Consider the following 24,034-nt stretch of genomic DNA (forward strand, 5'->3'; position numbering starts at 1 on the left):
ATCCTTCAGACAGGCAAAAATTGTCACGCAATATATGACGCAATTATAGGTTTATCGGACCCTGTTCGACGGGCCATTCGTCGGCGGCACGTAATTGCTGAGTGATTCGGGCCGCAGCCAGCTGTTTTCTGTCTTCGCCCAAGACTTACATAGCGGGTGGCGGCCGATTGGCAAGCGGCTTTTGCCGGAAGCCGCCGTTTTCCGCGACCTTTCCCCGCAGCGCTTGAATTCGACGGGTCGAATGGATAGTTTCCGGCCCATCCCGTACCGGAACAAAATGCGAAATGGACCCCGTCTATGGCTCGCGTCACCGTTGAGGACTGCGTCACCCGCGTCCCGAACCGCTTCGAACTCGTCCTGCTGGCCGCGCAGCGCGCCCGCGCCGTTTCTGCCGGCGCGCCGCTGACCGTCGACCGCGACAACGACAAGAACCCCGTCGTCGCCCTGCGGGAGATCGCGGACCACACCGTCTCCACCGACGACCTGCGGCAGGGCCTGATCGGCTCCATGCAGAAGCATGTCGAGGTGGACGAGCCGGAAGAGGACAATATGGCCGCCCTGATGCAGGCCGGCGACTGGGCCGCCGTGGCGCAGGACGAAAGCGGCCGCACGTCCGGCCCGCCGACCGGCTCGCCCACCGCCGCATCGGCGCCGACCCCGCCCGGCGGCTACAGCGACGAGTGACCGAAGGGCCGCAAGGCCCTTCATGCCTGCCGGCCCCTCTTCCCTGTCGGGGCAGTCCCGTGGCGAGCCGGCAGCCGACATGAACTGAGCGTCCCGGCACCCGCCTGCGCGCAATGCATGCCTGCGCCCCGTGCGCAGTTATGGCCTGCCGAAACCGGCGCAACCTCCTATATACTTTTGAAGCGGTCCTGGGGCCGGACCGGCATGGATGCCGGTCCGGGGCGGGCCGCTTGCGTAGCGGGGCGCGCCGTGTCGTGGGGCAGGGGCGTCCTGCCGGACACCGCCAGCTGGAGGGCAGGGATCGTGTTGCGTCAGGTCGAACTCGTCGAAAAGGTCTGCGACTATGACGCGGATGCCGACGAGGATGTCCTGAACCGCGCCTATGTCTTCACGATGCGCGCGCATGGCACCCAGAAGCGGGCCTCCGGCGATCCCTATTTCTCCCACCCGGTGGAGGTGGCAGGCATCCTGGCCGACATGCGGCTGGACGGCGCCACCATCGTGACCGCGCTGCTGCACGACACCCTGGAGGATACCGCCGCCACGCCGGCGGAGATCGAGCAGCTGTTCGGCAGGGACATCCTGCAGCTGGTCGACGGCGTCACCAAGCTGTCGCGCATCGAGATGCAGTCCGACCGCTCACGCCAGGCGGAGAATTTCCGCAAGCTGCTGCTGGCCATGTCGGCCGACATCCGGGTACTGCTGGTGAAGCTGGCCGACCGGCTGCACAATATGCGGACCCTGAAATACATCCCGTCGGAGGAGAAGCGCCGCCGCATCGCGCGCGAGACGATGGAGATCTACGCGCCGCTGGCCGACCGGATCGGCATGCAGGAGATGAAGGCGGAACTGGAAGACCTCGCCTTTTCGGAGATGAACCCCGAGGGCCGCGAAAGCGTGCTTGCCCGCCTGAACTACCTGCGGGCCGAGGGCAGCGACACGGTGCGGCACGTCACGGAGGAATTGCAGAGGGTCCTGGACGAGGCCGGGATCGCCTGCAAGGTGGCCGGGCGGGAAAAGTCGCCGTTCAGCATCTGGCGCAAGATGCAGCAGAAGAACGTGGCGTTCGAGCAGCTGTCCGACGTCATCGCCTTCCGGGTCGTTGTCGACAATGTGCCGGACTGCTACGGCGCGCTCGGCGTCGTCCATTCTACCTGGCGGATGGTGCCGGGCCGCTTCAAGGACTTCATCTCGACGCCGAAGCCGAACCAGTACCAGAGCATCCACACCACGGTGATCGGCCCCAACAGCCAGCGGGTGGAGATCCAGATCCGGACCCGCGCCATGCACGAGGTGGCGGAGATCGGCGTGGCCGCCCACTGGTACTACAAGACGCCGTCGGACAAGGCGGACAAGAACAGCTATCGCTGGCTGCGCGAGCTTCTGGACATCCTGGAGAACGCCTCCGACCCGGAGGAATTCCTGGAGAACACCAAGCTCAACATGTTCCAGGATCAGGTCTTCTGCTTCACGCCGAAAGGGGACCTGATCGCCCTGCCGCGCGGGGCGACGCCGATCGACTTCGCCTATGCCGTCCATTCCGACGTCGGCAACCATACCGTGGGCGCCAAGATCAACGGCCGCATCCTGCCGCTGCGCACGGAACTGCAGAACGGCGACCAGATCGAGATCATCACCTCGCCCAAGGCGCAGCCCTCGCCGAACTGGGAGAACATCCTGGTCACCGGCAAGGCGCGCGCCAATGTGCGGCGCTTCATCCGCAACCAGCAGCGGTCCGAATATGCCAGCCTGGGCAAGGCGATCCTGCAGAAGGCGTTCCGCGAGGCCGGCCGCCGCTACACCGAGAAGCCGCTGGCGGCCAACCTCGAGCGCTTCCAGTGTGCGACGGTGGAGGACCTGCATGTCGCGATCGGCAACGGCACCGTGAATGCCGGCACCGTGACCGGCGTGCTGTTTCCGGCCGCCCGCAAGCGCAAGGAGCATGAGGGCGCGGAGGTGATCCCGCTGGAGCGCGCCCGCAGCCAGCAGGCGCGCCCGCGGGAGCGCGAGCAGCCGGTGCCGCTGCAGGGGCTGATTCCGGGCATGGCGGTGCATTATGCCGGCTGTTGCCACCCGCTGCCGGGCGACCGGATCGTCGGCATCGTGACCACCGGAAAGGGGGTCACCGTCCATACCCTGGACTGCGAGACCCTGGAGCAGTTCAGCCAGACGCCGGAGCGCTGGCTGCATGTCAGCTGGGCGGATGCCGGCAACGACGTCGACCATGTCGGCCGACTGGCGACGGTGGTGCGCAACGATGTCGGCTCGCTGTCGGCGCTGACCACGGTGATCGCCCGCCAGGGCGGCAACATCACCAACCTGAAGATCGTCAACCGCACGCAGGACCTGTTCGAGCTGCTGGTCGATATCGAGGTGCGCGACGTCACCCATCTGGGCGATATCATCGCCTCCCTGCGGACCGATCCGGCGATCTCCGCCGTGGAACGGTCGCGCGGTTGAGGCACTGGCAGCCAACGGGTGGCATCCCTCAGGCGCAGTCATTTAGGGGGAAGAATGGACAAGGAAGACGTGCTCCGTCACTACCGCGAAAGCGGCGCCCTGCTGGAGGGGCATTTCGTTCTGGCCTCCGGCCTGCACTCGCCGATGTACCTGCAGTCCGCCCGGGTGCTGATGCATCCGGAGCGCGCGGCGGCGCTCTGCGCCGAGCTGGCGCGGCGGCTGACGGAACGCTTCGGCGCGGACGGCATCGACCTGGTCTGCGCGCCGGCCACAGGCGGCATCGTCGTCGGCTACGAACTCGGCCGGCAGCTGGGCCGGCCCGCGATCTTCGCCGAGCGGGTGGGCGAGGGCTTCGCCCTGCGCCGCGGCTTCGCGATCGAGCCGGGCCAGCGGGTCGTGGTGGCGGAGGATGTGGTGACCACCGGCGGTTCCACCCGGCAATGCATGGACTGCATCCGCGACCATGGCGGGGTGCCGGTCGCCGCCGTCAGCCTGATCGACCGATCGGATGGCCGTGCCGATGTCGGCGTGCCGCTGATCGCGCTCTGCACCCTGTCGGTGCCGGCCTATCCGGCTGACGCCCTGCCGCCGGAGCTGGCGGCGATCCCCGCGAGCAAGCCGGGCAGCGGCGGCCTGCGGCCCAGCTAGGCCGTCCCGCACCCTCCGACGGCGGGGGAGGCTATCGCCGCCCCGCCGGCCGGCCTAAAGTGCCCGTCCGAACGTTTCCGCAGCCGGAGGCCCGACAGCCATGACCCAGCGCCTGCGTCTTGGGGTGAATATCGACCATGTCGCCACGATCCGGAATGCCCGCGGCGGCGTGCATCCCGACCCGGTGCGCGCTGCCGCGATGGCGGCGCAGGCGGGTGCCGACGGCATCACCGCCCACCTGCGGGAGGATCGCCGCCATATCTCCGACCGGGATATCGAGCGGCTGACGGCGGAGATCGAGCTGCCGCTGAACCTGGAGATGGCGGCGACCGAGGAGATGCTGGCCATCGCCCTGCGCCACCGGCCGCATGCCTGCTGCCTGGTGCCGGAGAAGCGCGAGGAGCGCACCACCGAGGGCGGCCTGGACGTCGCTGCGCATCACAGGCACCTGGAGCCGTATATCGCACGGCTGTCCGAGGCCGGCATCCGGGTCTCCCTGTTCATCGAGCCGAGCCGGGTGCAGCTGGCCGTGGCCAAGGCGATGGGCGCGCCGGTGGTGGAACTGCATACCGGCGCCTATTGCGACGCCGCGCCGGGCGCGGAGCGCGACCGTCATCTGGGCCGGATCCTGGACGCCGCCGCCGAGGCCGAGGCGCTGGGCCTGGAATGCCATGCCGGCCATGGCCTGGCCTTCGACACGGTGGCGCCGATCGCCGCCATTCCGACCGTGGCGGAACTGAATATCGGCCATTTCCTGGTGGGCGAGGCGATCTTCGGCGGACTGGATTCCACCATCAAGCGGATGCGCGCCCTGATGGACAAGGCCCGCGCCGACGCGGTCGGCGCCCGGTCCGCATGAGTGCGGCCCGCCCATGATCATCGGCATCGGCAGCGACATCATCGACATCCGCCGCATCGAGAAGACCCTGGAACGGTTCGGCGAGCGCTTCACCCAGCGCTGCTTCACCGAACTGGAGCGGCAGAAATGCGACCGCCGCTACCAGCGCGCCGCCTCCTATGCGCGACGCTATGCCGCCAAGGAGGCCTGCTCCAAGGCGCTGGGCACGGGCTTCCGGCGCAGCGTGTTCTGGCGCGACCTCGGCGTGGTGAACCTGCGCAGCGGCAAGCCGACCATGGCGCTGACCAACGGCGCCCTGCGCCGGCTGGAGGAGATCACCCCCGACGGCTATGTGGCGCGGCTCGACCTGACCATCACAGACGAGCCGCCGCAGGCGCAGGCGCTGGTCATCATTACCGCGGTGCCGGCCGAGCTTGCCGCGCGGCTGCCGCAATGACGATGACAGGGCCGGCAAGGGGGCCGGGCCGGCGCGTCCGGCAGGGGCGCGTCCGGCAGGGGCGCTGCGGGTGAGCGGCAGCGGCGGAATGGCGCAACGTATCGACGGCGCGGCCGGATTGGGCTATGCCCTGAGCGCGTCCCTGTGCAGCGCATCCTGTCGCGGTGCCCGTTGCGAGGGCGGCCGATTCCGGGTCGTCCGGCCGTTGCCGGAACCGGCCCGCGCCCGAACGTCCGGCGTAAACCCAGACCGAGCATGACAAAGAAACATACACAAGCGCAGCGCGGCTTTTTCGGCCGCAGCCTGGCGGCGGTCGGGCTGGCCGGCGATGGCGGCTTCGCGGAGACCCTGCGGACCGTGGTCTACGCGGTGCTGATCGCCCTGGGCATCCGCACCTTCGCCTTCGAGCCGTTCAACATCCCGTCGGAATCGATGCTGCCGAACCTGCTGGTCGGCGACTATCTGTTCGTGTCGAAATTCGCCTATGGCTACAGCCGCTACTCGCTGCCGTTCAGCCTGCCGCTGTTCGACGGGCGGATCCTGGCGTCGCAGCCGGACCGCGGCGACGTGGTGGTCTTCAAGCTGCCGCGCGACAATGCCACAGACTATATCAAGCGGATCATCGGCCTGCCGGGCGACCGTATCCAGGTGACCAACGGGCAGGTCATCCTGAACGGCACGCCGGTGCCGCGGAAGCAGATCGAGGATTTCACCTACCGCGATCCGGGCGGCAATATGCGGCGCATCCCGCAATATGTGGAGACCCTGCCCGGCGGCGTCAGCTATCGCGTGCTGGACGCCTATCCCCGCTCGATGAGCGACAATACCGACGTCTATGTCGTCCCCGATGGCCATTATTTCGCAATGGGGGACAATCGTGACAATTCGGTCGACAGCCGGGTCCCCAGCGACCGGGGGGTCGGATATGTGCCGTTCGATAACCTGGTGGGCGAGGCGGAGGTGCTGTTCTTCTCCGTCAATGGCAGCGGGTCGGTGTTCGAGCCCTGGACCTGGCCCACGGCGATCCGGTGGAACAGGCTTCTGACATTGGTCGATTGACCTCTCCCGGGCACAGCTGCGCCTTGCGCCGCGGGCCGTGCCGGGCATGAGCGACGTGCCGGACAGGACGGGTCCGTCATCGGCGGCCGCGCTGGCAGCGGATTTGGCGCCGGCGCTGGGCCACGGGTTCCGGGATCCGGGCCTGCTGCGGCGTGCCCTGACCCATGCGTCCTGCAACCAGGCGCCGCCTGCCGCCGCGGCGCGGCGCGGCGGCGCTGTTGGGCGTGCCGACTATGACCGGCTCGAGTTCCTGGGCGACCGGGTGCTGGCGCTGGTGATCACCGAGCGGCTGTTCGCACGCTACCCGGAGGCCGATGCGGGCGAGCTTGCACGTCGATTGAACGCGCTGGTGCGGCAGGAGAGCCTGGCCGGCGTGGCGCGTGCCGTGCCGCTGGGCCCGCATATCGCGATGAGCCCGGACATGCGTGAGGCCGGCGGGGCGGAGAATCCCTCGATCCTCGCCGATGTGTGCGAGGCGGTGATCGCGGCGCTGTATCTCGACGGCGGCATGGCCGCGGCGCGCGACTTCATCCTGCCGCGCTTCGAACCGCTGCTGGACCAGGCGCCGACCGACCGGAAGGATGCAAAGACCCGGCTGCAGGAATGGGCCGCCGGCCGCGGCCATCCGATGCCGGTCTACGAGGACCGGCGCAGCGGACCGGCCCATGCGCCGGTCTTTGCCGTCACCGTCCATATCCCCGGCCTGGCGCAGTCCGAAGCCGAAGGAGAGGGACGATCGAAACGCGCGGCGCAGCAGATGGCGGCGGCCGCGGCACTGAAGAGGCTGGACGCGTGAACGGCGACGGGACAGATCTGGACGGAACCGGCGGTGGTGGCGAAGGCGGCGACCGCGACCACGCGGCGGCAGGCGCGCCGAGATGCGGCCTGGTCGCCCTGCTCGGTGCGCCGAACGCGGGCAAGTCCACCCTGATGAACCGGATCGTGGGCAGCAAGGTCTCGATCGTCAGCCCGAAGGTGCAGACCACCCGCACCCGCATGATCGGCATCGCCGTGGCGGGCCCGGCACAGATCGTGTTCGTCGATACGCCGGGCATCTTCCGGCCGCGCCGGCGGCTGGACCAGGCGATGGTGCGGGCGGCCTGGGGCGGGGCGCGGGATGCCGACCTGGCGCTGCTGCTGGTCGACGCCGCCGGCGGCGTGACGGAGGAGGTGCGCCACATCGCGCGTCGCCTTAAGGAGCGTGGCGCGCGCGTGGTCGCGGTGCTCAACAAGGTGGACAAGGTGCGGCGGGAGGGCCTGCTGGCGCTGTCTGCGGCGGTGAACGACCTGCTGCCCTGCGAGCGCACCTTCATGATCTCCGCCCTCGACGGCAGCGGCGTGGCGGACCTGACGGCCTGGCTGTCGCAGGCCGTGCCGGAAGGACCCTGGCTCTATCCCGGCGACCAGGTCTCCGACGTCACGGAACGGGTGCTGGCCGCCGAGATCACGCGGGAGAAGCTGTTCCTGCGCCTGCACGAGGAACTGCCCTACGCCTCCACCGTGGAAACCGAGGCCTGGACCGAGCAGCCAGACGGGTCCCTGCGCATCGAGCAGGTGGTGTTCGTCGCGCGCGAGAGCCACCGCCCCATCGTCCTGGGCAAAGGCGGGCGCACCATCCGTGCCATCGGCAGCGCCGCGCGGCAGGAGCTGGAAGAGCTGTTCGGCACCAAGGTCCACCTGTTCCTGTTCGTGAAGGTCCGCGGCAACTGGGAGGACGACCCGGAGCGCTACAACGCCATGGGCCTGGAATTCCCGAAGACGAGGGGGGCCAGGCCGGGTCGCGGCAAGGGCTCGTGACGCGCTGCGGGATGACCGGCTACGCCATTTGATCTGGGGTGTGTCCTGGCGATTGGGCTATACTCGCAGCGACATGACCTGGCCGTCGCTGCCGGTGCCGCCGCGCCGGCCTGCCGACCGGCATTGCCGATGAACGGGGACGCCATTGGGCAGTGCGCAATTCGCATGGCGCGAGATCCGGAACCTGAACCTGACCGAGGTTCCGGATGGCTTCCCGGCTGATCCCGGGATCTGTGCACTGGTCGACCTTTGGCGCAGCAAGGGCGGCGAGGGCCGCTTGCCGGCCCGTAGCGACTTCAGCCATGCAGATCTTTTTCCCTGGATCGGCTTCGTCAGCCTTGTCGACGTGGAGCATGCACCGCGCCGCTTCCGCTGGCGCCTCGTCGGATCGATGATCGCGGAGAAGATGGGCCGCGACGCGACCGGATGCTGGTTCGACGACCTGTACGAGGGCCAGATGCTGGATAGCTATGTCGAATGCTATTCCAGGGCCACCGACAGGCGGCTGCCGGTCTACCTCCGCGGCGACCTGGAGTTCGTCGGCAAGGAGTTCATCCATTTCAATTCCGTGCACCTGCCCCTGGCCGAGGGCGATGCACCGGTGAACATGCTGCTGCTCTGTCTCCAGTTCGACTGAGCGGAGCCGACCGTGGCAGCGGCGCCGGAACGCTTCGACGCGATCGACATCCAGGAGGCCCCGGAGGGCTTTCCGGACCTGGCCGACCTCAACGGCCTGCTCGACCTGTGGCGGGAGAAGGCGGGCGGGAGCGGGCCGCCGTCACGGGCCGACTTCAAGCCGGCGGAGCTGCTTCCCTGGATGGGCCATGTCAGCCTGCTCGACGTGACGGAGGATCCGCGGCGCTTCCGCTGGCGGCTGATCGGCTCGCGCATCGTGGAATGGACCGGCCGCGACCGGACCGGCCAGTGGCTCGAGGAGATCTATGCCGGCCCGTCCCTCGACGCCTTCATGCGGCTGTACGAAAAGGTGGTGGCGCAGGGCGTGCCGCTGTTCTTCTCCGGCACCCTGCTTTTCGTGGGAAAGCAGCATGTCCGCTTCCGCGTTGTGGTGATGCCGCTGTCGGACGACGGCGCCCGGGTGAACATGCTGATGCTGTGCCTGCATTTCGACAGCTGATCGCTGCCGGCCCTGCGGCCATGCACTCTGGATCAAGTCCGACGCCGTCGCCGGCGCTATCACCATCGACGGCGGGCGGCGGCCCGACCGCCCCCTTGCGGGCCGTTTCCAGGCCCCCCTCCTTCCAGTGCAGCGGATCCCAGCCATGGCGCCACACCTGATCTCCATCACCCGTTTTGCCGTCAAGGGCCTGACCGGAGAGGCGCTGACGCAGGCGCCGCTGGAAGCGGGCCGGGGGCTGCAGGACGACCGCCGCTACGCCCTGGCCCTGGCGGAGACGCGGATCGATCCGGACAACCCGAAGCCGCTGCCCAAGACGATGTTCGTTGTGCTGATGCGCCACGCCCGTCTCGCCGCGCTGAGCAGCCGCTACGACCCCGCCAGCACCGAGCTGCAACTGTCCGCCGGCGGCAGCGACCTTGGCAGGGGGCGGCTCGACAGCGCGGCGGGACGTGCAGCGGTCGAGACGGCGATCGCCGGCTTCATGGGCGACGACCTGAAGGGGCCGCCGCGCCTGGTGGAGCAGGCGGGCCACCGCTTCACCGATGTCAGCGTCGTTTCGCCGGAGATGATGGAGGCTGTCTCGCTGATCAACCTCGCCTCGGTCCGCGCCTTCGAGGCGGATCTCGGCCGGCCGGTCGATCCGCGCCGTTTCCGCGGCAACCTGCTGGTGGATGGACTGGAACCCTGGGCGGAACTGGACTGGGTCGGCAAGCCGGTGCGCATCGGCGAAGTGACGTTCGAGGGCGTGCTGCGCACCCGGCGCTGCGCGGCGACGGAGGTCAACCCCGACACGGCCGAGCGGGACATCAAGTTGCCGACCGAATTGATGCGCCGCTACGGCCATGGCGATATGGGGGTCTATCTGAGCGTGACGGGGGGCGGCACGATCGCCGCCGGCGACAGCCTTACCCCGCCGGCCTGAGGCTCGGTCGCCGCTAGAGTCGCGCCGCCCCCAGCAGGTCCAACGCGCCCTGCAGGATGTAGGCGGCGGCCAGCTTGTCCACGACCTCTGCCCGGCGGGCGCGGGAGGCATCGGCCTCCAGCAGGGTGCGGGTGACGGCCATGGTGGACATCCGCTCGTCCCAGAACGCGTAGGGCAGGCCCATCGCCGCGTGCAGGTTGCGCGCCATCGCCCGCGCCGACTGGCAGCGCGGCCCCTCGCTGCCGTCCATGTTGATCGGCAGGCCGAAGATCAGGCCGCCGACCTCGCGCCCTTCGGCAATCGCCTGCAGGGCGGCCAGGTCGGCGGACGCCTTGCCCCGCTGCAGGGTCTCCAGCGGCGTGGCGATCCGGCGCCCGGCATCGGCGATGGCGATGCCGATGGTTTTCGAGCCCAGGTCCAGCGCCAGCAGGCGCTGCGTCGGCGGCACCGCCTCTGCCAGGGCGGGGATCGACGGCAGTTCGCCGGGCGGCGGTCCGTGGCGGGCGCCGCCCCTACGCCGCCGCGCCATGAGATCCGCTGGCCTGGCGCCCGCGGAGGCGCGCGCTCATCTTGTTCCCTGCGCTCATCTTGTTCCCTGCGCTCATCTTGTTCACTGGGGCTGCCCGGTGATACATCCTGCCTCTTCCATTTCCGGCATGGCCGGGTGCCGCCTGCTTGCGCGCGCGGGGCCCGTGCCGCTGCCGCCTTTCCCGCCGACGGGGGACCCATGTCGCTTGACGAAGCAACCGTGCGCAAGATCGCCCGGCTGGCGCGCATCCGCGTCGATGACGCCGCCCTGCCGGGCCTGCAGAAGGACCTCAACGATATCCTCTCCTGGGTGGAGCAGCTGAACGAGGTGGATACCGACGGCGTGCCGCCGCTGACCTCCGCGGTGGAGACCAGCCTGCGGCAGCGGCCGGACATCGTCACCGACGGCGGCATCCCCGACAAGGTGCTGGCGAATGCGCCGGATGCCACCGACGGTTTCTACACCGTGCCGAAGGTGGTCGAGTGATGGCCGGCGGGGCAGGGGAACTGGCGGGCAAGGGCATCGCCGCGCTGCGCGAGGAGCTGCAGGCGCGGCGGCTCTCCGCGCGGGAACTGGCCGAGGCGGCGATCGCGGCGATGGCAGCCGCGCGGCCGCTGAACGCCTTCATCACCGAGACGCCGGAACGGGCGCTGGCGCAGGCCGATGCCGCCGATGCCGCGCTGAAGGCCGGCACCGCCGGGCCGCTGGCGGGGATCCCGATCGCGGTAAAGGACGTCTATTGTACCGAGGGGGTGCGCACCACGGCGGCGAGCCATATCCTCGACGGTTTCGTGCCGCCCTACGAATCCACGGTGACGGCCAACCTGTTCGCCGCCGGCGCGGTGATGGTGGGCAAGACCAACCTGGACGAGTTCGCGATGGGCTCGTCGAACGAGAACAGCCATTTCGGCGCGGCGAAGAATCCCTGGCGGGCCGGCGATACCGACCTGGTGCCCGGCGGTTCCTCCGGCGGTTCGGCGGCGGCGGTCTCCGCCGGCGTGGTGCCGGGTGCGACCGGCACCGATACCGGCGGCTCGATCCGCCAGCCGGCGGCCTATTGCGGCATCACCGGGGTCAAGCCGACCTACGGCCGCTGTTCGCGCTGGGGCATCGTCGCCTATGCCTCCTCCCTTGACCAGGCGGGCCCGTTCGCGCGCGACGTGCGCGACGCGGCGATCCTGCTGGGCGGCATGGCGGGCTTCGACCCGAAAGATTCGACCAGCGTCGACCGGCCGGTGCCCGACTACGAGGCGACCCTGGACGCCGGCGTGAAGGGCCTGCGGATCGGCGTGCCGAAGGAGTATCGCATCGACGGCATGCCGGCTGAGATCGCCGCGCTGTGGGACAAGGGTGTCGCCTGGCTGCAGGAACAGGGGGCGGAGATCCACGAGGTCTCCCTGCCGCACACGAAATACGCACTGGCCGCCTACTACATCGTCGCGCCGGCGGAGGCCTCCTCCAACCTGGCGCGCTATGACGGGGTGCGCTACGGCCTGCGGGTGCCCGGCAAGGACCTGATCGAGATGTACGAGAAAACCCGCGCCGAGGGCTTCGGCGCGGAGGTGCAGCGGCGCATCCTGATCGGCACCTACGTGCTGTCGGCGGGCTATTACGATGCCTACTACCTGAAGGCGCAGAAGGTGCGCAGCCGGATCCGCCAGGACTTCACCGATGCCTTCGAGACGGTGGACGCGCTTCTGGCGCCGACGGCGCCCTCGGCCGCGTTCCCGATCGGCGCCAAGGTCGACGACCCGATCGCGATGTACCTGAACGACGTGTTCACCGTGCCGGCCAGCCTGTCGGGACTGCCCGCTTTGTCGCTGCCGGCGGGGCTGGATGCGGGCGGCCTGCCGCTCGGCCTGCAGGTGATCGGCAGGCCGTTCGACGAGCCGATGGTGCTGCGGATCGGCTGGGCGCTGGAACAGGCCGCCGCCTTCGACGCGCGGCCGGCGCCCTGGTGGGCATAGGAGAGGAGCAGGACGGATGGGGCATAATGCGGATGCGCCGCTGATCGAGGGCGCCACCGGTCCCTGGGAGATCGTGATCGGGCTGGAGGTGCATGCCCAGGTCACCTCCAAGGCGAAGCTGTTCTCCGGCGCGGCGACCGATTTCGGCGCCGAACCGAACAGCCAGGTCAGCCTGGTCGACGCGGCAATGCCCGGCATGCTGCCGGTGATCAATGCCTATTGCGTGGAGCAGGCGGTGCGCACCGGCCTGGGCCTGAAGGCGCAGATCAACCCCTATTCGGTGTTCGACCGGAAGAACTATTTCTACGCCGACCTGCCGCAGGGCTATCAGATCAGCCAGTTCAAGCACCCGATCGTGGGCGAGGGCAAGGTGCTGGTCGACCTGCCCGACGGGTCCAGCCGCGAGGTCGGCATCACCCGCCTGCACCTGGAGCAGGATGCTGGCAAGAGCATGCACGACCAGGCGCCGGATGCGACCTTCGTCGACCTGAACCGGTCCGGCGTCGCGCTGATGGAGATCGTGTCGGAGCCCGATATGCGCTCCGCGGAAGAGGCGGGCGCCTACCTGCGCAAGCTGCGTACCATCCTGCGCTATCTCGGCACCTGCGACGGCAATATGGAGCAGGGCTCGATGCGGGCTGATGTGAACGTGTCGGTGCGCCGCCCGGGGGAGGGCTACGGCACCCGCTGCGAGATCAAGAACGTGAACTCGATCCGCTTCGTCCAGCAGGCGATCGGCTACGAGGCGCGGCGCCAGATCGACATCCTGGAGGATGGCGGCACGATCGACCAGGAGACCCGGCTGTACGACGTGGCCAAAGGCGAGACGCGGACCATGCGCTCCAAGGAGGAGGCGCACGACTACCGCTATTTCCCCGATCCCGACCTGCTGCCGCTGGAGCTGGACCCGGCCTGGATCGAGGAGATCGCCAAGGACCTGCCGGAACTGCCGGACGAGAAGAAAGGCCGCTTCATGTCGTCCCTCGGCCTGTCGGCCTATGACGCCAGCGTCCTTGTCGCGGATGTGGAGACGGCCGCCTTCTACGAGAAGGTGGCGGCGGGCCGCGATCCGAAGATGGTGGCGAACTGGGTGACCGGCGACTTCTTCGCCGCCTGGAACAAGTCGGGCCGGGACCTGGACGATTTCGTCATCACGGCGGAGAAGCTGGGCGGGCTGATCGACCTGATCGCCGACAACACGATCTCCGGCCGCATCGCCAAGGAAGTGTTCGAGGCGATGGTGGAGAGCGGCCAGGACGCCGCCGCCATCGTGGAAGAGAAGGGCCTGCGCCAGGTCACTGACACCGGCGCCATCGCCGCCGAGGTCGACAAGGTGCTGGACGCCAACCAGGACAAGGTGGCGGAATACAGGTCGGGCAAGGACAAGCTGTTCGGCTTCTTCGTCGGCCAGGTGATGAAGGCCACCAAGGGCAAGGCCAATCCGCAGGCGGTGAATGAGATCCTGAAGGAGAAGCTGAACGGATAGGGGCGGCTGCGCGGCTGTGCCGGGCCCGGCGCATGGGTGACGGCGAAGGGCGGGGCTCGCAGGATCCTGCCGCTCCGCACCCGGCCGACCTGGTCCGTGACCCCGGGGCTGCTCACGAGCAGGCCCTGCAACGGCTGTCGGAGGGCCGTCTGGCGGAGGCGGAAAGCCTCTTCAGGGGCCTGCGCGAGGTGCTGGGCCCGGCCGGCCGGCTGGTCGTCGAGCAGAATCTGGCGGTCCTGGAATGGCGGCGCGGGAACTTTGCCGCGTCGTGGCGTTGGGTACGGTCGGTCATGACGCGGCGGCCCCGCCAGGGTGCCGACCTGGCACGGCGACTGGCATTCCACGCCCAGTTGTTCGGCGTGCATGACATTTTCTGGACCGCACTGGCGGCCTCGCGGTCGCTTGCGCCGGAGGATTTGCGCGCATGGTCGATGGCGCATGTCGCGGCGGATTTCCGCGGCGCGCCGGCCGAGCATCGGACGCTGAAGGCGCTTCCGGACAGCCTGCGGCAGCCGCGTCACCGGAAGCCGCGATCGGGACCGGCGCCACGAAGGATCGCGCTCGTTATCAGCGATCTCGGTTCTTTCAGCCGGATGTTCCAACCCTTCGTCAGGCTGCGCCAACTGGGTTTCGACCTGAGTTGGATTCACCTCGTCGAACAGGACGGCGGCGGGGAAGGCAACCTGCCCGAAGGCGAAGCGCTGTCTGTTCCGGGCCGCGACGCGCAGGCCCAGGTCGCAGCGATCGAGGCCTCGGATCCGGACGTGGTCATCGATCTGGCGAGCCACTCGCAGCCCGATGTCCTGGCCGCCTATTGCCAATGCGATTCTCCCCTTCTGCTTGGCTGGGCCGGCAATGCCGTCACATCGGGCACCGGCTTTTTCGACGGCTGGCTGACCGATGCCAGCCTCTGCCCGCCCGGCGCGGAGCGGCACTATGCCGAGCCGGTCATCAGGCTGCCGGTGACGAGCGTGACGGTTGAGCCGATCGGGGAGTATCCGCAGGCGGGCGTGCTGCCGTTGGACCGCAATGGCCATGTGACGTTCGGGTCCTTCCACAGGATCTGCAAGATCTCGACCGAGGCGCTCGACCTGTGGGCGGAACTCCTGCGGGCACAGGCAGATGCGCGCCTCCTGATGAAGGCGCCCTTCCTGGACGACATGGCGGCGGCGTCCCGCATCAGGGACGCCTTCAAGGAGCGCGGCATCCCCTCCTGGCGCATCGACCTGCGCGGCGGGTCCGATCAGGATGCCCACCGGGCGGCCATGCAGGCGGTGGACGTCGCGCTCGGCGGTTTCCCGGAACAGGGTCTGGTGACGGATTTCGAATGTTTCATGCTCGGCGTCCCGACGGTCTCCCTCCGCGTCGACGATCGACCATGCGCCTGCCTTTCCGACCTGCTGTCCCGGGCGGCTGGCGCTCCCTTCCTGGTGACCCGGCGGCCGCGGGACTATCTGGAACGCGCCTTGGGCCTGGCCGGCGATGCGGGCTATCTTCGTCAGGCCCGCCAGTGCTATCGCGAGAACATCCTGAGTTCCGGGATCACCGACCATACGGCGACCGCAAGCGCCATGGGCGAAGCGATCCGGCAGCTCTGGTCAGGTGCTGCGGGTGGGTAGGAGGACGCATTGCCAAGCATTGGCGACCAATGAAACCGCGGGAAATGCCATCATGATCGACCTGTATTACTGGCCCACGCCGAACGGCCACAAGATCACCCTCTGGCTGGAGGAGACCGGCACGCCCTATACCCTGCACGGCGTGAATATCGGCAAGGGCGAGCAGTTCGAGCCGGACTTCCTGAGGATCGCGCCGAACAACCGGATGCCGGCGATCGTCGACCATGAACCGGCCGATGGCGGCGAGGCCATCTCCGTGTTCGAGAGCGGCGCGATCCTGCTCTACCTGGCGGAGAAGACCGGGCAGTTCATCCCGAAGGACCTGCGCGGCCGCACGCAATGCCTGGAATGGCTGTTCTGGCAGATGGGCGGGCTGGGGCCGATGGCCGGCCAGAACCACCATTTCCACGTCTACGCGCCGGAGCAGATCCCGTACGCGAAGGACCGCTACCGCAACGAGACGGCGCGGCTCTACGCGGTGCTGAACAGGCAGCTGGCGGGGCGCGACTTCATCTGCGGCGCGTATTCGATCGCGGACATGGCCAGCTATCCCTGGATCGTGCCGCATGAGCGGCAGGGCCAGAACCTGGACGACTTCCCGAACCTGAAGGCCTGGTTCCAGCGGATCTGGGACCGGCCGGCCACCTATCGTGCCTATCAGCGGGCGAAGGCGTTCCAGACCAGTACCCAGCCGGACGAGGCGGCGCGGAAGATCCTGTTCGGCCAGAACGCAGGCACGGTGAAGGCATGAGCGGGGTGGACGGTGGTGCGCTGCTGGCCCGGCCCGCGGTGCAGCGGGTTGCCGCCTCGCTGAAGGCGGGCGGCGCGGCGGCGGAGATCCGGGCGCTGGCGGAAACGGCGCGCACGGCGCAGGACGCAGCAAATGCGCTGGGCTGCCCGGTCGGTGCGATCGTGAAGTCCCTCGTCTTCGCCGTCGAGGGGCGGCCCGTCATGGCCCTGGTGGCAGGCGACCGGCAATGCGACACCAAGGCGCTGGGCGGGGTGCTGCAATCGCGCTTCGACCTGTCGGGAAAGGTCGGCCGCGCCGATGCCGACCTGGTGCGGGCGGCGACAGGCTTCACCATCGGCGGGGTGGCGCCGGTGGCCCATGCCGAGGCAATGCCGATCGTGCTGGATGCCAGCCTGCGCCGCTTCGACACGATCTGGGCGGCGGCCGGGCATCCGCACTGCGTCTTCTCCTCCAACGTCGACGAACTGCTGCGCCTGTCGGGCGCGGCAGAGAGCGACACGATCGGCCGGGCCTGAGGGCGTCGTCCATGCTGCCGTGGCGGCTCGACGGCGGCAGCGACCCGGTCGCGACCATGCGGGCTGCGCTGGCAGCGACGGCGGGGCGCGAGGATGTCGTCCGCGCCCTCGCCAGCCGGCCCGGCGAAGCCGACCTGCTGCGTGCGGCGGAGGCGTCGGCCGCGCGGCGGGCGGCGGGGCAGGCGCTGTCGCCGCTGGACGGCATGCCGGTCGGCATCAAGGACATCATGGAGACTGCGGACCTGCCGACGCAGATGGGCTGCGCCATCCATGCCGGCTTCCAGGCCGGCCGCGACGCTGCCGCGGCAGCGGCGCTGCGACGGGCCGGCGCGATCGTGGCGGGCAAGGCCGCCACCACCGCCTATGCCATCGGCCCCGGCGGGCCGACGACCAACCCGCACGACCCGGCGCGCAGCCCGGGCGGCTCCTCCAGCGGCTCCGCCGCCGGGGTGGCGGCCGGCTTCTTCAGCGCGGCGCTGGGCACCCAGACCATGGGATCGGTGATCCGGCCGGCATCCTATTGCGGTACCTTCGGCTACAAGCCGGGCCATGGCCTGCTGTCGATGCAGGGCGTGCATCCGCTCAGCCCGACCCTGGACCATATGGGCGTGCTGGCCGCCGACCTGCCCCTGTGCTGGGCGGTGGCGAAGCTGCTGGCCGATGGCTGCGCGACGCCGGGCATCGGTGATCCCGGCGACCACGGCCTGCCGGGGGCGGCGGCAAAGCCATCGGCGGCACGTCATCCGGCGCGGCTGCTTTTCCTGCGGACGGCCGGCTGGGACGAGCCGGCGATGCAGGACGCGCCGCAGGCGGCCTTCGCCGGCCTGCTGCAGGACCTCGGTGCGGCCGGGGTCGAGATCGTCGACCCGCAGGCGGCCGGCGGCGATGCCGCGGCATTCGAGGCGGCGCTGGTGGCGGAAGCCCCGGGCGCCATGGATATCCTGACCTGGGAGATGCAATGGCCGCTGGCCGAATATGCGCGGCAGCATGGTGCGCAACTGCCGGCGCGCATCCACGACCTGCTGCGGCGGGGGGCGGCGCTGGATGCCCGGACCTATGGCGACCGGCTGGCGGCACGGGCGGCGATGCAGGGGCGCTTCCACGACCTGCTGGCGGCGCTCGGGACCGATGCGGTGATCATGCCGTCCGCCTCCGGTCCGGCGCCGCGGGGGCTGGCGGATACCGGCAGCCGCACCTGCCAGATGTACTGGTCCTGGCTGGGTGTTCCGGCCCTGAGCCTGCCGCTGCTGCAGGTCGGCGGCATGCCCTTCGGGGTGCAGCTGGTGGGGGCGGCAGGCAGCGATTCGGCGCTGTTCGGAACCGCGGCGGCGCTGCTGGGTCTGCATCGCGCGGGGCCGCAAGGCACGCGTTGACGACGGCAGGCTCTGCACCTATGTTCCGGACCGGTCGCTGCGCCGCGGCGCCTGCCGGGCGGGGTATGCCCCTGCATCGGCCTCGCGGACGGGTGGGTGAGTGGCTTAAACCAGTGGTTTGCTAAACCGCCGTACCTCAAAAGGGTACCGAGGGTTCGAATCCCTCCCCGTCCGCCATTTCTGCGCTTTGCCCCTGAAAACATCCTAATGCCTTGAAAACTATAGAGGTTTTAGGGGTTCGAAACCCCTCATTCCGGCAGTAGACCAGGGGCTCATCGAAGGTCAGTTTCAGGGCTGTCCGGCGCACCGCAAGAGTGCCATTTTCCCATATATTACAAGGGCTTGAGAGGAATTTCAGGGTAAGTTCGAATACCTCGTCGAAGCTCCTGCGCGGCTGGCTTCCCTTCTCCAGCTTTTCGGCCAGGACCAGACGCTCGCGCTCCAGCTCGCCGATGCGCTGCTCATAGCGAGCAATCAGGGTCTGATTGGTGGCCTGCATTATACGGTCCAGCACGGACGAAATCTGCTTCTCGATCTCGGCTGAGCGGCGGCGGACCGTTTCCCGGAGCGCCCGCGCCCGTTCAGCCTGCTGGTCCCAGGCCTGCCGGAACATCGCCAGTGCCAGTTCAGACATGGTCGGGGCAGGCTGTACCTCAGCCAGGAGCGTCGCAAAGTCTCCCTCGATTGCATCCCTTCGGATGGACTTGCGCGCGTTCTCGCACTCCCTGTTGTAGCAGGCGTAGTACGGGTGCTTGGCCCCGGTCTTGCTCTTTGACCAACAGGCGCTCAGCGGCTTTCCGCAGGTGCAGAGCACGAATCCCCGCAAGGGGAAATCCTCGTTGATATCCGTGCGCGCGGGGACCCTGGCGCGGCCCGCTATGCGGTCCTGGATGCGCTGATAGGTCTCCAGGGAGATCAGCGCTTCGTGCTTCGCCTGGCGCAGGCTGACACCCCATTCAGGGCGTTCCAGGTAACCGGCATACAGAAGCTGAGTGAGGATGCGATTGGCGAGTTCGTTGGTGACCGTGCCGTAGCGGGTTTTCGGGAAGTCGGGAAAGCTTTCGAAGAACCGCTTCACTTCCGCCTGGGTCTGGAAGCGGCCCGAGGCGAACCCCTCCAGGCCCTCCTGTATGATCGGGGAAAATCTGCCATCGGGGACCATCACATTCCCCTGCCCCGGTCTCTTCTCGAAGCGGTACCCAAACGGCGCGATGAACGGCCAGTAACCGCTGAGGAGCCGGGCGCGCATCCGGTTGGCCGTCTGCTCGGCGTTCTTCTGACGCTGATGCTGCGAGACGGAAGCCAGGAGGTTTTCGACGAGAATGGAGTCGGAATCCTCTCCGAACTCGATGGAAGGGCTTTCCAGGCGGCCCCCTGCCTCGATGATCGCAGAGCGGAGATCGAGGTGCGCTTTGATGTCCCGGGCCAGGCGGCTGATATCATCGATCAGGACGACCGTTCCGCCGTGGCGTTTGCGCTTGCGAAGGAAAGCCAGCATAGCCTGCATCCCTGGGCGATCCAGAATTCCGCCCGAGACGCCTTCATCGCGAAAAACCTGCTCGACGCTGTATTTCTTGATGCGCGCAAACTCTTCACAGCGCGTTTGCTGAGAGGCGATTCCATGCCCTTTGGTAACTTGGGCGACGCTGGAGACGCGGCAATATATGACCGCGGTAGTGTTTTCATTGTCATTGCTCATTCGAAATTCCTTTCTTCTGCAGTAGAATCAATTCCACCCGCGGCTTTCTTGAATATTTTACTGGTGAATTGATCCCTGTATTTTAAACTATCAGGGGCAGACTCTGGCTGGTTTCTGCGCTTTTCAGGAAGTTTTCCACAGGCATCCTGCGCCTGCTGCACCGGATGCACTTCGAAGCCCAGCGCCACGAAATCGACGATGATGCTCCAGAGCGCCTGCAGGAACTCCTGCTTCTGCTCCTTGCTGAGATCGGAATCTTCGAGGTAGTGGGCATACAGGTCGTAATCGACCGTGAGGATCGGAGCCGTTGTCACACGAAGGCGCAGGCCTGCGTCGGTGGTATCGTTGTCTTCAGTGTTAGCCCTGGTCATGGCCTGCTCCTTTTTCAGTTGTTTTGCTCACTGTTCCGTACAATTCAGCCTTTCTTGTCAGTACAAAAGAAGAACATTTATAGGTATTCTCCCTCGTAGCGCAAGAAGTATTTAAGATTTATTTCCTATCTGTCTCGCTCCTGCTTCGGCTCCTGTTCCGCCTGACTGCCGCGCTCACGCTTGAAGGCGGCGCGGCGGGCCTCCTCGTCGGTATCGGCGTTCCGCTCCTGGAAATCGTCCCGGCGCAGCGCATTCGTGCGTGTGTAGGCTTCGCGGGCCAGCTCCGAGATCTTCAGCAGGTCGGAACCGACGAAGTTGTTGGCGTCCCGCAGCTGGCCCTCCTGGTCACGCCAGGTGCGGGAGAAGGTGGTGGCGTAGAACGCGCCGCTTTCGGCCTCGTTGCGCCAGATGCTGGCCTTGAGGTTGCCGTCCCGCAGGGTGTCCACAGGCCGGTTCGGTTCGGCCTCCGGTTCCGGCTGCGCCTGCTGATGTTCCGGTTCCGGAGCCCGCGTCTCCTGGGACTGGTGGTTCTGGCCCTGGTCCTGGGCTGGACGCACCGGCTCCGCCGCAGGAGCCGGTTCCGGTGCAGGTTGCGGCGCGGGAGCAGGCTCCGGGACTGCCGGGGCCTGCTGTTGGGGGTTTGGGTTCTGCTGATCCATGTCCGTCTCTCCTGGCTGGGTGGAGGCCTGCCTATTCGCGGGCCTCACGGTTGAAGGTCTCGCTGCGGGACTGGCTCTGCGCGAGGCTCTCATCGGCCTGGCTGCGCATCTCCATGAAGGCCGCGCGCCGGGCTTCGCGGTCCGCCTCCCCGGCAGCCCGGCATTCCGCGTCCCACAGGGCGTTGAAGGCCATGCGGTCGCTGGCATGGGCGAGAGCCGGGTCCGGGCGCAGCTCAGGCTCTGGCCGCTCGCGTTGGACCATGAAGGCATCGCGCCTCTCGGCGCGCTCTGAGGGCTCTCCACAGCCCGCCGCGGTGAATTCCGGCGCAGGGCCGGGCCTGGTATCGAAGCCGCCTCCAGTGCCCGGCAGATCGGCGCTGTGGTGGTGCGCGAAGGAGCCGTAGCTGCCCTGGTTCTCGGCGCTCATCGATTGCTCTCCTCCTGTAGCGGGCTGCGTCAGCCGATCCGGGACCAGGTGCCGCCAACGTATTGCGGGTAGTGGGCAAAGCGGCGCGGCACCGGCTCCACGATCACGCGCCGCCAGGCATAACCGCCCCGCGTCCTGACCCGGACCTTGTCCGCAGGTGGATGGAAGGGCGACGGGTGGTAGCGACCGGCCATGAACGGCTGATCGAAGTACGCCCTGCGCTCCGCGTAGAGCGGGTGCTCCAGGCCGTCGGCGAAGATGATTTGGCGGTCCCCCGGCATTCCGAGGAGTTCATCGGGGTTGCGCAGCGCCCGGTGTGTGAGCACCGGCAGTGAGGCCATCCGCGCGTGATGGGCAACTTCCTGGGCGATCCGGAACGGATTGCCGCCGCCGAACAGCCGCCGCGCCGCCCGTTGCTGCGCGTAGCGGGCTTCCGCCCGGCGGTGCGCATCGACATAGCCGAGGGTTTCCGAGCCGAGCATCTTGGAGAGCGTCGAAGCCGTCTCCAGGTCTCGCACCCCGAAATAGCTCTGAAGCCCGGCGGAGGACGACACGATGGTTTTCGCGTCGGGGCCCAGGGCCTTCATCTGGTCGGCGCTCTGGAACACGGCCCAGGGTCGGATGCCGATGCCCGCCCCGTAGGTGAACAGCTTCACCGCCAGCGGGAACGCGCCGAGCTGGGCGCATTCATCGAGGATCCAGGTTTGTTGCGGGGCGGCGGGCGCACGGGACTTGTAGATCATCCCGGCGACGAAGATTGCCTTGATCACCGGCGCCCATGCGTCGATGAACTCCGCGGGCGGCATCAGGTAGATCTGCCAGGCACGATCGCTCTCGCAGAGCTGGCTGAGCGAGAAGTCGAAGGGTGGCGAGACGGAAGCCATGAGGGAGGGATCGGAGAGGCAGGCGAACGCCTTGGTGAGCTCGCCCAGGATGCCGCGAAAGCCGCCACTGGAATCCTTGCGGGCCGCGGCGATTTCCTCCTCGACCCTGCGGGCCAGCGGAAAGCCGGACTCCGCCATCTCGAAAGCAAAATCCAGCCACTCGTTCCCGCCCGCGACCAGCAGGTTGATCACGCGATACAGCTCGGGGAAGGTCAGGACGCTCTTGAGGCGCACCAGGGCCAGGACGATCCCCTCCAGGAACTCCCTGGCCCGGCCTTCGAAGTACAGGCTCTGCGGGCTTCCGGATGCCGGGATCATGTTCTCGGCGAAGACCTTCACGTCCGAGACCAGAGTCGGGCTGTCGATGCGGATGTAATCGAGCGGGTTGATCCGGTTGCCCCGGATACCGTGCAGGGGGATGGGGGACCAGTAGCCGCAGAACTTGCGGTCCGAGGTCTGGTTGAGACTGATCGCCGCCAGCTCGCCCTTCATGTCCAGAATCAGCATGGAATGAAGGCAGGTCCCGGGGCAGACGTTGTAGGCGAGGATGTCGCGCAGCTTGCCCGACCTGGCCCCGGCGATGAGGAGCAGCCCGCCCATGTCCGAGTACCAGAGCGGGCGCGGACCGAGGAAGCCCACCAGCAGCGAACCCCGCTGCTGGCGGAACATGCCTGCGCGAGCGGCCTCCTCCGGCCCGGCGAAACGCGCCGAGCCGAAGGGCCGGTCCTCATTGGAGATGGAGCCGGACATGAGGCCTCAGACCCCCGCCGCGAACCCGGCGAACCGCACCGTCGTGAACCCGATCAGCGCGGCAATCGCATACCAGAGCGCGATTCGGGAGACGGTGTAGATGATCACGCCGCTGAGCGCGAAGCTGGCGTAGTACATCAGGTCGGCGAGCGTCTTGGAGCCGTAGGCCTCATAGATCAGCTTGGCGATGATCGGTCCGACGAAGTCGAACAGGAACGGCGTCCCTAAGATCGCCGATAGGCTCGCGAGGCTGATCGCCAGCAGGTCCTTGCCGGGCGGGCCGTCGGCCTCGCGGTCACGGTCGTCGTTGAATGGCATCGTCATCACGCACCTCCAGAGTTGCCGTGGTAGGAAATCAGGGGCGAGCCGGACCTGTGGGCGGCTTCAATCGCCGCTTTCAGAAGCTCTTTTCTTTGTTCGGCAGTGAGATCGGCGATGGCCTGGATCGCCTTGAGGCTCTGGGCGTGGCGCGTGGTGCGCTCCGCCAGGTGCCGCTCGCCGAGCCGCCGAAGCGTGAAGAGCCCGAAACCGACCACCAGGCCGATAACCGCGGCGATGCCGCCGATCTGTGCGGCAAGCGTCAGGTTCGCATTCAGCTTGCGTCTGGTTTCTGCGGCGAGCAGGTCCTTCTGCCGCTGGGTATCGGCAGCGAGGCCGTTCTTCTGCCTCTGGGTTTCTGCGGCCAGGTTGTTCCTTAGCCGCTCCGTCTCGGCGGCCAGCTCTTGATGGCGGAACGCCTTCTGGAGCTCGTTCTGAGCCTCCAGGGCCGTCATCCGCTCCTCATGCTCGCGGACCTCGCGGCGCTCCTGCTCCGAACAGCCTGTCGCAAGCAACAGTCCCAGCAACATCCCCAGCAATGTCGCCAGGAATCTCAGGGTTCGTTTGGTCATGACATCCTCCTTTGCGCCTGACCGGGGCGATCTCGCCGGAAGGGATTCCCGGCCAAATCGCCTGTGCGTTTGTGCAAAGGAGGTTTTGAAAAGGAGGAGGCTTTAAGGAAT

General features: G+C 67.9%; 26 protein-coding genes and 1 tRNA gene. 19 read left to right on the plus strand and 8 right to left on the minus strand.

The features are described 5' to 3' along the window. Positions 1-297: 297 nt before the first annotated feature. The 11 genes from rpoZ to ACFOGJ_RS17960 all read left to right on the plus strand — a co-directional run bounded on the left by rpoZ (position 298) and on the right by ACFOGJ_RS17960 (position 10,003). On the plus strand, positions 298-684 hold the full coding sequence (gene rpoZ / locus ACFOGJ_RS17910; RefSeq protein WP_379903039.1) for a DNA-directed RNA polymerase subunit omega: 387 nt from the start codon (positions 298-300) through the stop codon (positions 682-684). Positions 685-987: 303 nt separating this feature from the next. Continuing rightward, positions 988-3,144: a RelA/SpoT family protein gene (locus tag ACFOGJ_RS17915; RefSeq protein ID WP_379903041.1), complete on the plus strand. Its 2,157-nt coding sequence runs from the start codon at positions 988-990 to the stop codon at positions 3,142-3,144. A 54-nt stretch (positions 3,145-3,198) separates the two neighbouring features. Then, a complete protein-coding gene (pyrE, locus tag ACFOGJ_RS17920; RefSeq protein WP_379903043.1) occupies positions 3,199-3,792 on the plus strand; it encodes an orotate phosphoribosyltransferase in 594 nt (197 codons plus the stop codon). 100 nt (positions 3,793-3,892) lie between these two features. After that, positions 3,893-4,651: a pyridoxine 5'-phosphate synthase gene (locus ACFOGJ_RS17925; protein WP_379903045.1), complete on the plus strand. Its 759-nt coding sequence runs from the start codon at positions 3,893-3,895 to the stop codon at positions 4,649-4,651. Between the two features lie 13 nt (positions 4,652-4,664). Further along, positions 4,665-5,087, plus strand: a complete 423-nt coding sequence (gene acpS, locus ACFOGJ_RS17930; protein WP_379903047.1) for a holo-ACP synthase — start codon at positions 4,665-4,667, stop codon at positions 5,085-5,087. Positions 5,088-5,342: 255 nt separating this feature from the next. Then, complete coding sequence (gene lepB, locus ACFOGJ_RS17935) at positions 5,343-6,146, plus strand: signal peptidase I (RefSeq protein WP_379903049.1); 804 nt, start codon at positions 5,343-5,345, stop codon at positions 6,144-6,146. Positions 6,147-6,192: 46 nt separating this feature from the next. Next, a complete protein-coding gene (gene rnc / locus ACFOGJ_RS17940) occupies positions 6,193-6,942 on the plus strand; it encodes a ribonuclease III (RefSeq protein WP_379903051.1) in 750 nt (249 codons plus the stop codon). Further along, entirely contained in the window at positions 6,939-7,943 is a 1,005-nt protein-coding gene (gene era / locus ACFOGJ_RS17945) for a GTPase Era (protein ID WP_449288593.1), read from the plus strand. The genes rnc and era overlap by 4 nt, the downstream gene beginning before the upstream one ends. Positions 7,944-8,088: 145 nt before the next feature. Further along, positions 8,089-8,580 carry a PAS domain-containing protein gene (locus ACFOGJ_RS17950; RefSeq protein WP_379903053.1) on the plus strand — a complete coding sequence of 164 codons (492 nt, stop codon included), beginning with the start codon at positions 8,089-8,091 and terminating at the stop codon, positions 8,578-8,580. 12 nt (positions 8,581-8,592) lie between these two features. Continuing rightward, entirely contained in the window at positions 8,593-9,078 is a 486-nt protein-coding gene (locus tag ACFOGJ_RS17955) for a PAS domain-containing protein (protein WP_379903055.1), read from the plus strand. A gap of 145 nt (positions 9,079-9,223) precedes the next feature. Beyond that, a complete protein-coding gene (locus tag ACFOGJ_RS17960; protein WP_379903057.1) occupies positions 9,224-10,003 on the plus strand; it encodes an MOSC domain-containing protein in 780 nt (259 codons plus the stop codon). A 13-nt stretch (positions 10,004-10,016) separates the two neighbouring features. Here ACFOGJ_RS17960 and ruvX read toward each other — a convergent pair whose 3' ends face one another. Then, positions 10,017-10,532, minus strand: a complete 516-nt coding sequence (gene ruvX / locus ACFOGJ_RS17965; RefSeq protein WP_379903059.1) for a Holliday junction resolvase RuvX — start codon at positions 10,530-10,532, stop codon at positions 10,017-10,019. Positions 10,533-10,730: 198 nt separating this feature from the next. Here ruvX and gatC point away from each other — a divergent pair, with 198 nt between their 5' ends. From gatC to ACFOGJ_RS18005, 8 genes are all read left to right on the plus strand, one after another. Then, positions 10,731-11,018, plus strand: a complete 288-nt coding sequence (gene gatC / locus ACFOGJ_RS17970; protein WP_379903060.1) for an Asp-tRNA(Asn)/Glu-tRNA(Gln) amidotransferase subunit GatC — start codon at positions 10,731-10,733, stop codon at positions 11,016-11,018. Continuing rightward, positions 11,018-12,499: an Asp-tRNA(Asn)/Glu-tRNA(Gln) amidotransferase subunit GatA gene (gene gatA / locus ACFOGJ_RS17975; RefSeq protein ID WP_379903062.1), complete on the plus strand. Its 1,482-nt coding sequence runs from the start codon at positions 11,018-11,020 to the stop codon at positions 12,497-12,499. The genes gatC and gatA overlap by 1 nt, the downstream gene beginning before the upstream one ends. A 16-nt stretch (positions 12,500-12,515) precedes the next feature. Continuing rightward, positions 12,516-13,985 (plus strand): Asp-tRNA(Asn)/Glu-tRNA(Gln) amidotransferase subunit GatB, encoded by a 1,470-nt coding sequence (gatB, locus tag ACFOGJ_RS17980; RefSeq protein WP_379903064.1) that lies wholly within the window; start codon positions 12,516-12,518, stop codon positions 13,983-13,985. 32 nt (positions 13,986-14,017) lie between these two features. Next, positions 14,018-15,604, plus strand: a complete 1,587-nt coding sequence (locus ACFOGJ_RS17985; protein ID WP_379903066.1) for a hypothetical protein — start codon at positions 14,018-14,020, stop codon at positions 15,602-15,604. A 52-nt stretch (positions 15,605-15,656) separates the two neighbouring features. Further along, positions 15,657-16,355: a glutathione binding-like protein gene (locus ACFOGJ_RS17990; protein ID WP_379903068.1), complete on the plus strand. Its 699-nt coding sequence runs from the start codon at positions 15,657-15,659 to the stop codon at positions 16,353-16,355. Beyond that, on the plus strand, positions 16,352-16,870 hold the full coding sequence (locus ACFOGJ_RS17995) for a YbaK/EbsC family protein (protein WP_379903070.1): 519 nt from the start codon (positions 16,352-16,354) through the stop codon (positions 16,868-16,870). Before ACFOGJ_RS17990 ends, ACFOGJ_RS17995 begins: the two co-directional genes overlap by 4 nt. 11 nt (positions 16,871-16,881) lie before the next feature. Continuing rightward, a complete protein-coding gene (locus ACFOGJ_RS18000) occupies positions 16,882-18,243 on the plus strand; it encodes an amidase family protein (RefSeq protein ID WP_379903072.1) in 1,362 nt (453 codons plus the stop codon). 86 nt (positions 18,244-18,329) lie between these two features. Further along, positions 18,330-18,420: transfer RNA gene (locus tag ACFOGJ_RS18005), tRNA-Ser, on the plus strand. Here the strand turns inward: ACFOGJ_RS18005 and ACFOGJ_RS18010 are convergent. The 7 genes from ACFOGJ_RS18010 to ACFOGJ_RS18040 form a co-directional block, all read right to left on the minus strand. Then, a complete protein-coding gene (locus ACFOGJ_RS18010) occupies positions 18,380-19,942 on the minus strand; it encodes a recombinase family protein (RefSeq protein WP_379903074.1) in 1,563 nt (520 codons plus the stop codon). The two genes, ACFOGJ_RS18005 and ACFOGJ_RS18010, sit on opposite strands and share 41 nt — an antisense overlap. Further along, a complete protein-coding gene (locus ACFOGJ_RS18015; RefSeq protein ID WP_379903076.1) occupies positions 19,939-20,313 on the minus strand; it encodes a hypothetical protein in 375 nt (124 codons plus the stop codon). The genes ACFOGJ_RS18010 and ACFOGJ_RS18015 overlap by 4 nt, the downstream gene beginning before the upstream one ends. Positions 20,314-20,438: 125 nt before the next feature. After that, positions 20,439-20,972 carry a hypothetical protein gene (locus ACFOGJ_RS18020; RefSeq protein ID WP_379903078.1) on the minus strand — a complete coding sequence of 178 codons (534 nt, stop codon included), beginning with the start codon at positions 20,970-20,972 and terminating at the stop codon, positions 20,439-20,441. A gap of 31 nt (positions 20,973-21,003) precedes the next feature. Further along, positions 21,004-21,399 carry a hypothetical protein gene (locus tag ACFOGJ_RS18025; RefSeq protein ID WP_379903080.1) on the minus strand — a complete coding sequence of 132 codons (396 nt, stop codon included), beginning with the start codon at positions 21,397-21,399 and terminating at the stop codon, positions 21,004-21,006. A 29-nt stretch (positions 21,400-21,428) separates the two neighbouring features. Beyond that, on the minus strand, positions 21,429-23,033 hold the full coding sequence (locus ACFOGJ_RS18030; protein ID WP_379903082.1) for a type IV secretory system conjugative DNA transfer family protein: 1,605 nt from the start codon (positions 23,031-23,033) through the stop codon (positions 21,429-21,431). A gap of 6 nt (positions 23,034-23,039) precedes the next feature. Next, the gene (locus ACFOGJ_RS18035) at positions 23,040-23,357 is read right to left on the minus strand and encodes a hypothetical protein (RefSeq protein WP_379903084.1); all 318 of its coding nucleotides are present in this window, start codon (positions 23,355-23,357) and stop codon (positions 23,040-23,042) included. Further along, a complete protein-coding gene (locus tag ACFOGJ_RS18040; RefSeq protein ID WP_379903086.1) occupies positions 23,357-23,923 on the minus strand; it encodes a hypothetical protein in 567 nt (188 codons plus the stop codon). Before ACFOGJ_RS18040 ends, ACFOGJ_RS18035 begins: the two co-directional genes overlap by 1 nt. Positions 23,924-24,034: the final 111 nt, after the last annotated feature.

The organism is Marinibaculum pumilum, assembly GCF_042646425.1.
In the GTDB taxonomy this organism is placed as follows: Bacteria; Pseudomonadota; Alphaproteobacteria; order Ferrovibrionales; family Ferrovibrionaceae; genus Marinibaculum; species Marinibaculum pumilum.